Annotated in this window: 16 protein-coding genes; 13 read left to right on the top strand and 3 right to left on the bottom strand. The window is 63.0% G+C overall.

Features of this window, described 5'->3' with window-relative positions:
* Positions 1–41 precede the first annotated feature (41 nt).
* The 12 genes from ACYJ11_RS12555 to ACYJ11_RS12500 all read left to right on the top strand — a co-directional run bounded on the left by ACYJ11_RS12555 (position 42) and on the right by ACYJ11_RS12500 (position 11,093).
* Positions 42–1,427, top strand: a complete 1,386-nt coding sequence (locus tag ACYJ11_RS12555) for a response regulator (protein ID WP_461648012.1) — start codon at positions 42–44, stop codon at positions 1,425–1,427.
* A gap of 36 nt (positions 1,428–1,463) precedes the next feature.
* The gene (locus ACYJ11_RS12550; protein ID WP_461648011.1) at positions 1,464–2,258 is read left to right on the top strand and encodes an HAD-IIA family hydrolase; all 795 of its coding nucleotides are present in this window, start codon (positions 1,464–1,466) and stop codon (positions 2,256–2,258) included.
* Between the two features lie 66 nt (positions 2,259–2,324).
* Positions 2,325–2,915, top strand: coding sequence for a DJ-1/PfpI family protein (locus ACYJ11_RS12545; RefSeq protein ID WP_170097975.1), 591 nt, complete (start codon positions 2,325–2,327; stop codon positions 2,913–2,915).
* Positions 2,916–3,142: 227 nt separating this feature from the next.
* Entirely contained in the window at positions 3,143–3,370 is a 228-nt protein-coding gene (locus ACYJ11_RS12540; RefSeq protein ID WP_461648010.1) for a zinc ribbon domain-containing protein, read from the top strand.
* Positions 3,371–3,381: 11 nt separating this feature from the next.
* Positions 3,382–3,543, top strand: coding sequence for a hypothetical protein (locus ACYJ11_RS12535; RefSeq protein ID WP_461648009.1), 162 nt, complete (start codon positions 3,382–3,384; stop codon positions 3,541–3,543).
* A gap of 160 nt (positions 3,544–3,703) precedes the next feature.
* On the top strand, positions 3,704–3,952 hold the full coding sequence (locus ACYJ11_RS12530; RefSeq protein WP_005535048.1) for an MTH865 family protein: 249 nt from the start codon (positions 3,704–3,706) through the stop codon (positions 3,950–3,952).
* A gap of 129 nt (positions 3,953–4,081) precedes the next feature.
* Positions 4,082–4,231: a hypothetical protein gene (locus tag ACYJ11_RS12525; RefSeq protein ID WP_005535049.1), complete on the top strand. Its 150-nt coding sequence runs from the start codon at positions 4,082–4,084 to the stop codon at positions 4,229–4,231.
* A gap of 82 nt (positions 4,232–4,313) precedes the next feature.
* Positions 4,314–5,006, top strand: a complete 693-nt coding sequence (locus ACYJ11_RS12520; RefSeq protein WP_461648008.1) for a metal-dependent transcriptional regulator — start codon at positions 4,314–4,316, stop codon at positions 5,004–5,006.
* Complete coding sequence (locus ACYJ11_RS12515; RefSeq protein ID WP_188976462.1) at positions 5,003–5,710, top strand: TMEM165/GDT1 family protein; 708 nt, start codon at positions 5,003–5,005, stop codon at positions 5,708–5,710. The genes ACYJ11_RS12520 and ACYJ11_RS12515 overlap by 4 nt, the downstream gene beginning before the upstream one ends.
* Positions 5,711–5,929: 219 nt before the next feature.
* Positions 5,930–6,520 carry a winged helix-turn-helix transcriptional regulator gene (locus tag ACYJ11_RS12510; protein ID WP_461648007.1) on the top strand — a complete coding sequence of 197 codons (591 nt, stop codon included), beginning with the start codon at positions 5,930–5,932 and terminating at the stop codon, positions 6,518–6,520.
* Positions 6,521–6,649: 129 nt separating this feature from the next.
* Positions 6,650–9,286 carry a heavy metal translocating P-type ATPase gene (locus ACYJ11_RS12505; RefSeq protein WP_461648006.1) on the top strand — a complete coding sequence of 879 codons (2,637 nt, stop codon included), beginning with the start codon at positions 6,650–6,652 and terminating at the stop codon, positions 9,284–9,286.
* A 52-nt stretch (positions 9,287–9,338) separates the two neighbouring features.
* Complete coding sequence (locus tag ACYJ11_RS12500) at positions 9,339–11,093, top strand: ABC1 kinase family protein (protein WP_461648005.1); 1,755 nt, start codon at positions 9,339–9,341, stop codon at positions 11,091–11,093.
* Positions 11,094–11,124: 31 nt separating this feature from the next.
* Here the strand turns inward: ACYJ11_RS12500 and ACYJ11_RS12495 are convergent, their stop codons facing one another.
* Positions 11,125–12,651 carry a cryptochrome/photolyase family protein gene (locus ACYJ11_RS12495; protein WP_461648004.1) on the bottom strand — a complete coding sequence of 509 codons (1,527 nt, stop codon included), beginning with the start codon at positions 12,649–12,651 and terminating at the stop codon, positions 11,125–11,127.
* A 170-nt stretch (positions 12,652–12,821) separates the two neighbouring features.
* Here ACYJ11_RS12495 and ACYJ11_RS12490 point away from each other — a divergent pair, with 170 nt between their 5' ends.
* Positions 12,822–13,397, top strand: a complete 576-nt coding sequence (locus ACYJ11_RS12490) for a halocyanin domain-containing protein (RefSeq protein ID WP_461648003.1) — start codon at positions 12,822–12,824, stop codon at positions 13,395–13,397.
* 23 nt (positions 13,398–13,420) lie between these two features.
* Here the strand turns inward: ACYJ11_RS12490 and ACYJ11_RS12485 are convergent, their stop codons facing one another.
* Positions 13,421–13,723, bottom strand: a complete 303-nt coding sequence (locus tag ACYJ11_RS12485; RefSeq protein WP_421641536.1) for a DUF7521 family protein — start codon at positions 13,721–13,723, stop codon at positions 13,421–13,423.
* Complete coding sequence (locus tag ACYJ11_RS12480) at positions 13,720–14,082, bottom strand: winged helix-turn-helix domain-containing protein (RefSeq protein ID WP_461648002.1); 363 nt, start codon at positions 14,080–14,082, stop codon at positions 13,720–13,722. Before ACYJ11_RS12480 ends, ACYJ11_RS12485 begins: the two co-directional genes overlap by 4 nt.
* Positions 14,083–14,343 lie beyond the last annotated feature (261 nt).

Raw genomic sequence — 14,343 nt, 5'->3', positions numbered from 1 at the left:
TACGGACAGACCGTTGGGGGGATAAGGACCCTGCCGCCGATATGACATCTGAAACTAATATACGAACGCTTGTTGTTGACGACAGCGATTTTTTCGCGGAGATGACCGCTGACACGCTCACCCAACAACACGGCATCGAGTCCGTTGCTGCGAACAGCGCTGCGGAAGCGCTGGAACGGCTCGACGGGGGCGGGTTCGACTGCGTCGTCAGTGACTACGAAATGCCCGAAATGGACGGGCTGGAGCTCCTTGAGGCGATCAGGGAGACAAACCCCTCTATCCCGTTCATTCTGCTGACTGGGCGGGGGGACGAAGAGACGGCAAGCGCGGCTATTGCGGCGGGGGTCGCCGACTACCTCCTGAAGCTCGAAGTCGTCGAAGACAAGCAGTACGGTCGGCTTGCAAACCGGATCGAGAACGTCGTTTCACAGGAGCGAACCCGCAAGAAGTTCGAATCGCTTGTGTCGGACTCGCCGGACGGTATCGTTCACCTGACGACTGACGGGACTATCCTCTCAGTGAACCCCTCGATGGCACGCAGACTGGGTGCCGACGCCGACGCGCTCGTCGGACAGCAATTGAGCGAAGTGATGGACAGCGAGGCGGCCAACCAGCGTCTCGAAGCCGGAAAGAGCGCGGTCGAAAACGGGACCGCGACACGCTCCGAGGACGCCGTCGGGGGACGACATTATCACAACCAGTATATCCCCGTCGACAGCCATCGCAAGTCGGATACCTTCCAGTTGGTCTCACGCGACATCACTGAACGCGTCGAGCGTCAGCGGGAACTGGAACGCCAGAACGAGCGGCTCGAAGAGTTCGCCAGCGTCGTCAGCCACGACCTGCGGAACCCGCTGAACGTCGCTCAGGGCGCGGTCGACCTGCTCACGGAGCCAGACGATAGCGAGGAGGCCGAACTGGTCGCCAAGATCGACCGATCGCTGGACCGGATGGGCTGTATCATCGAGGACGTACTCACGTTGGCGCGGCAAGGCCAAACGGTCAGCGATCCACAGGAGACGGAGCTATCGACGCTAGCGTCGACCGCGTGGACCTGGATCGAGGCCGAACAGGCATCCATGTCGGTCGAGTCGAGCACGGAACTCGCCGCTGACAGCGGGCGCGTGCAGGACCTGCTGGCGAACCTGTTCCGGAACGCCATCGAACACAACGACGGCGACGTCGAAATCGAGATCGGACTGCTGGAGTCCAACGACGGCTTCTACATCGCAGACAACGGCGAAGGTGTCGAGGGCGACGCCGAGGACGTGTTCGAGATGGGGTACTCTTCGACGAAGGACGGAACCGGGTTCGGCCTGGCTATCGTCGAACAGGTCGCTGAGGCCCACGGCTGGGAAGTATCACTGACCGAGAGCGACAGCGGCGGGGCGTGCTTTGAAGTGACAGGCGTGGAACTACACGACTGAGACGGACTTTTCACTGGCGGGTTCCGAGTAGTGGTAATGACAGTCGCGGGGACCATTATCGACTTGGATGGAACGGTGTACCACGGAGACACGCTGTTGCCGGGGGCGGCGTCGGCAATTGGTGTGTTCAGGGAGCGCGGCCTGGGAGTCTGCTTTTTTTCGAACAACCCAATCCACGACGGGAGCGAGTACATCGAACGGTTGCGGGGAATGGGTATCGACGCCCGCGAGGGCGAGGCCTGTTCCTCCGGTGTCGTCACCCGTGAGTATCTCAACGGGTCCCATGCGGGTGACGGCGTGTTCGTCATCGGGAGTGAACCGCTCCGCAGTATGGTCACGGAGACAGAGGCACGGCTGGTCGAGGACCCTGCCGAGACTGACGTGTTACTGGCCTCCTGGACGGATGACTTCCACTACCACGACATGGTCGACGCGCTCCGGGCTATCGACGACGATACCGTCTTTCTCGGAACCGACCCGGACCGGACGTTCCCCGGTGAAGACGGCGACCCGGTCCCCGGTTCCGGGGCGATAATCAACGCCGTCGCCGGCGTCATCGAGCGGGACCCGGATCGGATTCTCGGGAAGCCGTCAGAGATTGCTGTTCAGGCGGCGCTAGAGCGACTGGACTGTGCGCCGGCGGATTGTCTCATCGTCGGGGACCGGTTGGAGACGGATATCGCAATGGGTGAGCGGAACGGCATGACAACCGTCCTTGTCCGGACCGGCGTGTCCAACGACCGGTCGCTGGAACGGAGCGCCGTGACGCCAGACTACGTCATCGATTCACTGGCGGACATCGACGAAGTGCTTGCGTCGCTGGACGTGTGACACGAAACTGGTAATTCACCTGCGACTTTATTTCGACGGCGACCGTAGCTATCAGTGGTGTTTCCAATGGGCAAAGACATCCTCATGATCGTCGGCGATTTCGGCGAAGACTACGAGATAATGGTGCCGTTCCAGGCGCTGCAGATGGTCGGCCACGAGGTCGACGCGGTGTGTCCCGACAGAGAGGCCGAGGAGACGATCAAGACAGCGATACACGACTTCCGCGGCGATCAGACCTACATGGAGTCCCGCGGCCACGACTTCGTCCTGAACGCGACGATGGCCGACGTGACCCCCAGCGACTACGACGCACTCGTCGTCCCCGGCGGTCGCGCCCCCGAGTATCTCCGGACGTACGACGAGGTGCTGGACGCGGTACGGCACTTCTTCGAGGAGGACAAACCAGTCGCGGCACTGTGTCACGGCCCGCAGATTCTTGCCGCCGCCGACGTACTGGACGGCTACAAGATGACGTCGTACCCGGCCTGTCGCGCCGAGTGCGAGGCTGCCGGCTGTTCGTGGGTCGACGAAGTGGTCACCGACGGCAACCTCGTCACCGGCCAGGCCTGGCCCGACCATCCCGAGTGGCTCGCGCAGTTCATGGACTTGCTCGGGGACGACGTGTCCCACGGCGAGCCCATCCCCGCCGACGACTGAGGCAACACAAGTTTAGACGGATTCATAACAAACAAATAACGTGGCCGTTTCCCTCCGTTGAGGCGGGTGGGAACTGGCATAGTGCACCATTACGTTCGCCCGCCTCGTTTTCGACGACTGTAGCAAGTGATAGATACTAGTAACTGGCTGCGACCACTGGTATGGAGCCGACTACGTGTCACAGTGGCACCAGATTTGTTAGGCTGGGGAGAGAACAGTTGTGTGTAATGCCCTCCAACACTTCACCGCAAGACGGCGACCGCGGCTGTCCGAAGTGCGGCCACACCGGTACCGACGTGGGTAACATCTCGACCACCGGCGGCGGCCTCTCGAAGATGTTCGACATCCAGACGAACCAGTTTCAGGTCGTCACGTGTACGAACTGTGGCTACTCGGAGCTATACCGTGACACCGGGTCTGCAGGCAGTGACCTAGCAGATATCTTCCTCGGCTAACGATGCCTGCCATGGCCGGGCTGTTCGTCGTGGTCCTGCTGCTCGCGCTGGCCGCGCCGCTGGCCCTGTACGCGCTGGTCCGAAGCGAACACGACCAGCGCGTCGAGACGGACCGTGAGACTGCCGAACGGCTTGCTCGGCGTGATACGGACGACGAAAGTCGAGGCCGGTGAGTACTCCGGGCCAGTCCCATCGAATGTCGGCGTGGGTCGCTCATACACCGGAACAGTGCCACGAGGGTCCAGAACGTCACAGGCCCCGAATAAACTCCAAACAATGGGAAAGTGTACCGATGTCGAACCTTTTATCATAACACTCGCACAACGTCCGACCATGGTTGATAGAGAAGACCTCCGCTCACAGTTCGTCGATGCGTTCGAGGAAGCAGACTACCCGATCTCCAGCCCGATGGACCTTGTTCCGGCACTCCCGGGCGGCCCGTCGACGAAGTTCGAGTCCGGCGACTTCTCGATGACGGCGATGGAACTGAACACGAAGCTCAACGGGGAGTTTCCATACGACAACGTCGACGAGTTCGTCGACGACGTCATGGCCTCGCTCGAAGATCAGGACCTCATCTGAGCGGGCCACACCGGCTCCCGGCCGCTTCACCGGTTTCGCGCGATAATTCGCGAGATTCCCGAACGAGCGTGTCGGTAGCTGTCTCCGCATATCCTTGAGGTTTATCAGGGTGACATCCCTACTCGTGGTATGATCGGTTTGCCGGGGATCGAGACGCTCGTTCGGACGTTCGGGCCGTTTCTCATCCCCGCAACGCTGTTCGTTCTGGGTGCCATCGGCTATCTGTTCCTGTGGCTCCTGACCCGGAACCGTCGCGAAACGTACGCCGCTGACGAGTGACGGCGGCCGGCCGAATACGGCCGGTGAGCACAAAGTTGTTGCAATCGCCAATCTTTTGGGTTAGACTTGTCTAATTTGGTGTATGCTGAGTGCCAAGATGGAGGATTATCTGAAGGCTATCTATCGCCTCGAGCGGGACGGCGACCCGCCGATTGCACCGTCTACTATCGCCGAGATGCTGGACGTTACCGCGCCGACGGTCACCAGTATGGTCGAGAAACTGGCCGACCGCGGGCTGATCGAACGCGAGAAGTACAAAGGCGTGCGGACCACCCCAGAAGGTGAGACAGTGGCGCTGGAGATTATCCGCCACCACCGCCTGCTCGAGACGTTTCTCACCGAGCAGCTGGGGTACGACTGGGCCGAGGTCCACGAGGAAGCGGAGGTACTCGAACACCACATCAGCGAGGAGTTCGAGCGCCGAGTCGCGGCCGTCCTCGACGAACCGGAGTTCGACCCCCACGGGGACCCGATTCCAAGCGACTCGCTCGACCCGATCGACGACGAGTCCGCGACAGCGCTGTCAGAACACAACGAAGGAGGACGAGTCGAAGTTGCTCGGGTCCGGGACCGTGATCCCGACGAACTCACGTATCTCTCCGACGCCGGCATCACACCGGGGACCGTGTTGACCGTCGAGGAAGTCGCTCCGATCGGGATGGTGACGGTCCAGCTAGAGAGCGGGTCGTCAGTGTCGCTCCCGGACCACATCGCCGATGCGATTCAGGTCCGCGCACCGGATACGCAGAGTGAAGACGGAGTGAGCCAGGCGTGAGCGACGCGACGTGGCTGACAGTAGTCGCGATAGCGGCCGGTGCACAGCTGGCGGTCCTCCCAGGCGAGAAAGTCCAGTTCATCATCGCCGGCCTGTCGACGCGGTTCAATCCGTTCCTCGTCGTCAGCGCCGCAGGCAGTGCTTTCGCCGGCTGGACAGTGCTGGAGGTCTGGTTTGGCTCCGCAATCACATCGCTACTGCCCGGTATCGTCCTCGAAAGCCTCACCGCCGGGATGTTCCTGCTGTTCGCGATACTACTGCTCCGCAGCGCCCCAGCAGCCGACGCCAAACAACAGGAACCCGCGTCCGGTTTCACCACTGACGGCGGACAGCTAGACGTTCGCGTTCCCGTCGTCGACTGGCAAGTGCCAAACAAGCTCGGTGGCTTTCTGCCCATCTTCGCGATGATGACTTTCGGGGAGTTCGGCGACAAGACCCAGCTCATTACGATCACGCTCGCCGCCCAGTACAGCGCCCACGCCAGCGCTATCTGGACCGGCGAGATGCTCGCTATCATTCCAGTGAGCCTTGCCAACGCGCTGTTTTTCCACCGTTTCGCCCACCGGTTTGACCTGCGGAAAGCGCACTTCGTCGGCGCAGGGCTGTTCCTGTTTTTCGCCGCGGACTTCGCTCTGAGCGTGACGATGGGCTTCTCGCTGTGGGAAACCATAGTCTCATCCATCGCGGCGCAGGTGGGTGTCTGAGACGAGCGGTTCGGCTAACCTGACGATAGAAGGCTTTTCCAGAACGGCTGAACAGTACCGGGTGATGCCCTCCAGACGGAGCGTCCTCACAGCAGCAACACTCGTTGCACTCTCTGGCTGTTCAGCGCTCAGTACCGTCCTGCGAGTGACTCGATACTGGTTATCGTCACAGACACGGGCGGACACAACACATAAATCGGTGCTCAAAGTTGGTCCGATATGCCCGGACTCGACGACACGGACCACGAAATCCTCCGACTGCTGCTCGAAGACGCCAGGCGGCCCTACAGTGATATCGCCGAGCGAGTAGACCTCTCGGCGCCAGCAGTCTCGGACCGCGTCGACCGGCTCGTCGAAATGGGACTGATACAGGGGTTTACCGTCGATGTCGACCGTTCACTGTTGCAGGCCGGCGTGCCCGTTCTGATCGAAGTAGATGCGAAACCGGGTCAGGCCGCCGAGATCGCTGCGTCTGTCAGCGACGCCGACGCCATCGAGCGGGTCTATCGGACCGCCGGTGGCCGAGTCGTGCTGGTCGCGACCGTCCCCCAGTCCGACGCGAGCGAACTCCTCGCCGACCACGTCGACCTCGGAGACGTGGATCGCTACGATGTCCGGATGATCGCGGACAGCGAATGGGCCGTCGGACTGGGTGGGGCAGAGTTCGCGCCCGACTGCGCGGAGTGTGGGAACTCCGTCGACGAGGAGGGTGAACAGCGCACGCTCGACGGGGAGCGATACTACTTCTGCTGTGGCTCCTGTGCCGAGCGGTTCGTCGACCAGTACGAATCGCTGAAGGACGGGGTCTAAACTGCGATAGTCACTTTGGATCGTTTGGTTACTGGATTCAATATTTTGAATGCCAATCTAGTGCCCGGCCTTCACCTTTGAATCAAAGGGACAAACCGCATGAATATGGGGGGCGTACAGTAAGACAAGATGAGCAACCGGACCACCCGACTCGAACTGACGGGAATGAGCTGTGCCAACTGCGCGGGCACCATCGAGGAGTCGGTGGGCGAGTTGGACGGGATTGCGTCCGTCGACGCGAACTACGCCACCGACGAGGGGAGCGTCGAGTACGACCCTGACGTGGTGTCACTGGCCGATATCGTCGCCGCCGTACAGGACGCCGGCTACGGCGTCGCGACGGAGACGGTGACTATCGGCATCACCGACATGTCGTGTGCGAACTGCGCGGAAGCTAACGAGGAGTCGCTGGAAGGGACCGCGGGCGTCATCGACGCCAGCGTGAACTACGCCACCGACGAGGCCCAGGTCACGTACAATCCGGCCGACGTGTCGCGTACGGACCTCTATGACGCTATCGAGTCCGCTGGCTACACACCCGTTAGAGAGGACAGCGGGAGTGTAGACGGCGGGGACGGCGACGGTGGTGAGCAGTCCGGCGCTGACCGCCGTGCCGCCGCGCGCAACGAGGAGACGCGCAGGCAGCTCCGGCTCACGCTGTTCGGAGCGGTACTGTCGGCCCCGCTCTTGCTGTTCATGGCGGACCACCTGTTCTCGCTCGGCCTCATTGACGAGACGGTTTTAGGAGTGCCACAGGGCTGGGTCGCCTTCGCGCTCGCGACACCGGTCCAGATGCTGCTGGGCAAGCCGTTCTACGAGAACTCCTACAAGGCGCTGGTCAACAACGGGCGGGCCAACATGGACGTGCTCATCGCACTGGGCTCCTCGACAGCGTACGTCTACTCGGTGGCCGCGCTGTCTGGACTGATCGCGAGCACTGGGCTGTACTTCGACACGGCCGCGCTGATCCTCGTGTTCATCACGCTCGGGAACTACCTCGAAGCCCGCTCGAAGAGCCAGGCCGGGGCCGCCATCCAGCAACTCCTCGAAATGGAGGCAGACACGGCGACGGTCGTCCGCGAGGACGGCAGCGAGGAGGCAATCCCTATCGACGAGGTCGGGGTCGGCGACCGGCTGAAGGTCCGGCCCGGAGAGAAAATTCCGACGGACGGCGTGGTCGTCGACGGCGACTCAGCCGTCGACGAGTCGATGGTGACCGGCGAGTCCGTCCCAGTCGAGAAAGGCGAGGGCGACGAGGTCATCGGTTCGACAGTGAACCAGAACGGCGTCCTCGAAGTCGAGGCGACGAAGGTCGGCTCGGAGACGGCTATCCAGCAGATAGCAGAGCGGGTCCGGCAGGCCCAGTCGCGCCAGCCGGACATCCAGAACGTCGCCGACCGCATCTCGGCGTACTTCGTCCCGGCTGTCATCGGCAACGCCGTCCTCTGGGGGGTACTGTGGGCGGTCGCGCCGGAGACGCTGGCGGCCGTCGTCGACGCGCTCCCGCTGTGGGGACTGGCCGCAGGCGGCCCGGCTGGCGTCGGCGTAAGCGAGTTCGCTATCGTCGTGTTCGCGTCCGCTGTCCTGATTGCCTGTCCCTGCGCACTCGGGCTGGCGACGCCCGCCGCGACGATGGTCGGGACGGCAATCGGCGCGCGCAACGGCGTCCTGTTCAAAGGTGGGGACGTGCTCGAACGCGTTCACGAGGTCGACACTGTCGTCTTCGACAAGACGGGGACGCTGACAAAAGGCGAGATGGAACTCACGGATGTCGAAGTCGTCGGTCCCGCGACGGACGGCGGGGCGCTCAAGCCCGAGCGCGAACGGACTGAGGCGTTCGTCCTCGAAGTCGCCGCCAGCGCCGAACACGCCAGCGAGCACCCACTGGCTGAGGCCATCGTCGACGGCGCACGCGACCGCGGTATCGAGGTCGAAGACCCCGAGAAATTCGAGAACGTTCCCGGACAGGGCGTGAGGGCGACGACGCGCCACGGTCGCGTCCTCGTCGGTAACCGGAAACTGCTGTCCGAGGCCGGCGTCGACACCGCGCCGGCAGAGGACCGGATGGACACGCTCGAACGCGAGGGCAAGACGGCGATGCTGGTCGCGCTGGCCGAGGATGCGGACGGTGACGGCACCGAGAGCGACAGCGACCCGGACTACCGGCTCATCGGTATCGTCGCCGACGCGGACACGGTCAAGGAGTCCGCGAAGACCGCCGTCAACGGGCTGCGCGAGCGCGGACTCGGCGTCTGGCTCATCACCGGCGACAACGAGCGGACCGCCCGCGCCGTCGCCGAGGAAGTCGGCATCGACCCCGACAACGTGATGGCCGATGTACTGCCGGAAGACAAGGCCGACGCGGTCGACGACCTCCAGAGCGACGGCGACCAGGCGATGATGGTCGGTGACGGCGTCAACGACGCGCCGGCACTCGCAGCCGCGAGCGTCGGCTGTGCCATCGGCTCTGGGACCGACGTGGCGATCGAAGCCGGGGACGTGACCCTGCTCCGGGACGATCCCGCCGACGTGGTGAAGGCAATCCGGATATCCGAGGCCACGCTCCAGAAGATCAAGCAGAACCTCTTCTGGGCGCTCGGATACAACACGGTGATGATTCCGCTGGCCTCGCTGGGCCTGCTCCAGCCGGTGCTCGCCGCCGCAGCGATGGCCGCGTCGTCCGTGTCGGTGCTCGCCAACAGCCTCGCGTTCCGTCGATACAAACCGGACTCGGAGTACCGCCTGTTCGGCTTCCTCCGTCGCTGAGCGGGGCCCGTCTCCAGCAGACTCATTTGTCGCCGGGCCTGACATGCGAACAGTGACTGCTGAGGAGCGTGTCGCCGACGAGCCGACGGGAGAGACAGTGTCACAGCCGGGCGGCGTCGGCGTTCGGCTCCGGGCGCTGTGGCGGGCGCTCGTCATCGTCTGGCAGTTCGTCCCGCTGCTCTGGCAGTGGGGCCGGGACCGCAAGCGGTTCCTCCTGTTCGGTCGGTCCCGGTCAGTGGCTCCCGAGACGCAGACGCGGCGCGCCCGCTACCTGAAGAATACGTTCGTCGACCTCGGTCCCGCGTTCATCAAACTCGGGCAGATGCTGTCGACCCGCCCCGACGCCCTGCCGCGGGCGTACGTCGACGTGCTCTCGGAGCTACAGGACAACGTCCCACCGGACGCGTGGGCGACCATCGAGCCTGTCATCGAACGGGAACTGGGCGATGACATCGACGCCATGTTCGAGGAGTTCGACACGACGGCCATCTCCGGGGCCTCGCTCGGGCAGGTGTACGAAGCGCGGCTCGACGGACAGCGGGTCGCCGTGAAGGTCCTCAGACCAAACATCAGAACGCGCGTCGAGTCAGACCTGCGCGTCCTGTCGACGCTGCTGCCGGTGCTCACCTACGGCGCGGACCCGGGGCAGGCGTTCACGCTCGAAAACCTCACTGAGGAGTTCGCAGCGACGGTCCGCCGGGAGATGGACTACGGCCACGAGGCGCGGATGCTCAGGGAAATCGGCGACAACTTCGCAAACGACGACGACATCGCCATCCCTGACGTCGTCGGGAGCCACTCGACGGACCGCGTGCTGACGATGACGTACCTCGACGGCGTGAAAATCGACGACGTGGAGCGACTGGACGAACTGGGTATCGACCGACCGGCGCTCGTCCGCCGTCTCGAAGAGGTGTACATCCAGATGATCGTCGAGGACGGCCTCTTCCACGCCGACCCCCATCCCGGCAATCTGGCGGTCCAGCCCGACGGGACGCTCGTGTTCTATGACTTCGGAATGACCGGCTACCTCGGTCCCCGGACCCAGGACCAGCTACTGGATTTCTACGTCGGACTGGCGACGGACGACGTAGATCGGGTGATGGACGCCTTCGTCGAGATGGGGGCGCTGGACCCGATGGCTGACCGCGATGTGATGCGGGAGGCGTTCGACATCGTCATCGAACAGTTCCGCGGCGAGGACATCAGCGAGTACCGCATCGAGCAACTGGTCGGTCAGTTCGAGGCGCAACTGTACGAGTTCCCGATGCGACTGCCACAAGATCTGGCACTGGTGGTTCGCGTGACGACGGTGCTCGAAGGCGTCTGTCGGACGCTCGACCCCGAGTTCGACTTCATCGAGATCATCTCGGAGTACGTCATGGAGCAGGGCGCTGGGGACGACGTTCGAGAGCAGATCAAGACGGAAATCCAAGAGACGGTGACTGGCTCGACCCGGTCAGCAGTGCGGACAGCGCCGAGGTTAGAGGACGCACTCGACAGGGTCGAGCGCGAAGAGTTACTCGTCAAGACCGTCCTCGAAGACTCCGACGGACTGAGCCGGGTGCTCGCCAAGCGGCTCCTGCTCGGTATCGTCGCCAGCGCCGGTGTGCCGGTGAGCGCCTACCTCTACACCGTGAACGGACTCCAGCCTGCCGCCCTCGCCTTGGGCGGGAGCACGGCCGTGATCGGAATTCTTGCGTGGTCGTTCCGCCGACGCCGCGGGCCGGCACTGTCCTCGCCGCAGTTCACCCGTCATGAGATGCAACAGCGGCAGGCGGCTGACGGCGTGGACGGAGACGAGTAGCCGAGTTCCAAGGATTACGGCACAGTAGCTCTCAGAGTTCGCCGGCCTCCGCCATCTTCCGAATCTCCTCGGCCCGCTCGCGTATCTCCGCGAGTTCTTCGTCGTCTTTGTTATCGACGTGGCTGTACATCAGCCCCATCCGGTGGTTCGACCGGAGCGTCTCCTCGTTGCGGTCGAGGAAGTCCCAGTACAGCGCGTTAAACGGGCATGCCCCGTCGCCGGTGGTCTTCGTCTTGTAGTACGGACAGCCCGAACAGTAGTCGCTCATCTTGTCCACGTAGTTCGCAGAGGAGGCGTAGGGTTTGGTGGCGAACACGCCCGCGCCGTACAGCCCCATCTCGACGACGTTCGGCGTCGTCACCCAGTGGAAAGCATCGACGTAGCCGGCGTGGAACCAGCGGTTCAGCTGCGACGGCTCGACACCGTAGATGAGCCCGAAGTTGGCGAGAATCATCAGCCGCTCGATGTGGTGTGAATACCCCCGTTCCCGGACTCCGTCGACCACGTCGGAGAGACACGCCATGTCGGTGTCGCCGTCCCAGTAGAAGTCCGGCAGGGCCTCGCTCGCGCCGAGCTGGTTCGCCTCGGCCAGACTGGGCATCTCCTGCCGGTAGACGTGCCGGAGGAACTCACGCCAGCCGAGCACCTGCCGGACGAACCCCTCGACGCTGTTCAGCGGCGCGTCACCGTCCTCGTAGGCGGCGATAGCGCGCTCGATGACCTCCGCAGGGCCGAGGAGTCCCAGATTCAGCGACGTGGAAAGCAGGCTGTGGCTCATCGCCCACTCGTCGTCCAGCATCGCGTCCTGATACGGCCCGAACTCCGTCAGCCGGTCCGTAACGAAGTGGTCCAGCGCACGGACGGCTTGCCGTCGAGTGACGGGCCAGCGGAACGGTTCGGGGTCGGCCCAGTCGCCGCCGTACGGCCGCTCGTCGTAGCTTCCCTCGAACGTCGAATCGACCCACTCGATAACGTCCTCGGTCACGGCATCCGGCTCAAACTGCGGTGGCTCCGGTGGCGTCCACTCGTCGGGTGGGGTCTCGCGGTTCTGGTCGTCGTAGTTCCACTCGCCGCCGACGGGGTCGCCGTCAGCCATCAAGTAGCCCGTCTCCCGACGCATGAACCGGTAGAAGTCCTCGTGGCGGTAGCGGCCGTCGCCACGCCACTCGTCGAACTGGGACGGTGAGCAGAGGAAGCGTTCGTCGTCGACAAACTCGACAGTTCCGCCGGCATCGGCGACCAGCGATTCGAGGCGTGCCCGTGCGGACTCAGTCTGTGGCCGATGCGTTACGAGCGTGTCGTCAGGGTTGGCCTCGAAGTGTACCGCGAGTCCGTCCTCGAAGGTCTCAGTCTGCTGGTAGTGGACCGTCCGGCCGTCGTCTCGGAGTTCGTCGCGGAAATGCCGCATCGCGCTGAACAGCAGAACCAGCTTGTGTGGGTGGTACGGTAGCTTGCGAGCGAACGACTCCGATTCGATCAGAAGCACCGGCTCGTCGGGTCGTTGAGCGACGGGTCCGGACCGTCGGACGAGGTGGTCACCGCGAAGCCAGACAGTCATCGGTAGACGGACACTCCCATTAGTTCCAGTACGGGCCTGTATCAGCATCAATCCCTGTCCGAACTGTGTTGGTATCCCGGGACGGCGGGGCGATCAAAACCTCAATTATTGTTTCTTGATGAACGACAGAAACGACTCGCTTATACGTGCACAGTCATAACTTTAAATGCATGACAGACGACCTCGATAGACGGACGTTCATCCGCACGACGGCAGCCGTATCAGGCGCTGGACTCCTCGCTGGCTGTGGCGGGTCCGGCGGCGATGGCGGTAGTGGCGGCGATGGTGGCAGCGAGGAAACGGAGGCCACCGAAGCCGAGGAGATGGAAACCACTGAAGCCGAGGCAATGGACACCGAGAGCAGCGGTGGGATGGAGACCGTCGAAGCGCCGGACGAGGTCGCGGACTACGTCGGCGAGTCGTCGAACTTCGATGGCTCCATGATCGTGATGACCGACCAAGACGAGGTCTCCGTCTCTGTTGGGGCCGAAGGCAACGGCGGCGCGTTCGCTTTCGACCCGCCAGCGATTAACGTCTCGACCGGAACAACGGTCGTCTGGGAGTGGACCGGTGAAGGTGGCGGCCACAACGTCAAGTCCGACGGTGACGGCCCGCTTGACTCGGGTTCGGCTGTTTCAGAGGAAGGGAACACCTACGAGTACACGTTTGAAGAATCCGGGACCTACCTCTACAACTGTGTCCCACACAAGTCGCTCGGAATGGTCGGCGCAGTCGTCGTCGAATAACGGATAGCCGCCGGGCGGATTTTTTATCGAGTGACCAGCGCGGAGCGACTGGTAACGTACAGCGAATATGCAATGACCACGAAGCCGACAGCGGTGAGCGCGTTCTCGAAGATAAGTGCGACGTGGGTCGATATGCCGAACAGTTGGTCCGCGACACCGGCGAGGAGTGACCCGACAGTAATCGTCGCGAATCCGACGGCGAGATACGTGAGTCCGGTCGCTCTCGTTCTCAACGCTGCGCGAGCGGCAAAGTAAGTAATGAGCCCGCCAAGCAACACTGTCACAGTCTTGAATCCGATGACGATGAGTGGAATCTCTCCGTTCATAGTTCCTCACTGACGCGTGACCACAGGAGTGCGAGCCGGTCGCTCGGCCGCTCCTCGGCCGGCAGAACGTTAACTTCGAACGCGCCGTCGGCATCGATGCCAACGAACACGCCATCACAGTCCCGGACGTACGCCGTCGCGTGATGGCCGTCGGGGCGTACTTCTGTCTCCTCGGCGACCAGCTCGGCCTCGCTCAACTGTTCGAGCTTCCGGTAGGTGCTTGTCTGGGGGAGGTCACAGACCGAGGCGACCTCCTTGGCTGGCAGCGGCTCGTCAAGCACCCTGAGTATGTCGCGACAGTCAGGGTCGGCGAGGGCGTCGAACAGCGCCTGTGTCTTGCTCGCGTCGTTGTGTGCCACGGCGGACCCTTCAGGGGACGTGTGGAGGTAGTTCTGCGGGCGGTTCGGTTTCGATATGACGGGGCAGCGACGTGAAACCTGTGGGATACTGCGACCCCGGTGTCTTGCGGTACCCCGGTAGCAGCACCCGGCCAGTGTCGGGATTATAAAACACCCTCAGATAAAGGGCGACTGTTTGTTTCCAGAATCTGGAAAGGGCACACCCGCTTTTCTATCATCGAGTATCAATAACTAGCTTGCTATGCAACGGCCCTCCACTCG

It is taken from the genome of Haloarcula sp. H-GB5, assembly GCF_054850705.1.
This window is presented reverse-complemented; position numbering and strand designations above follow the sequence as displayed.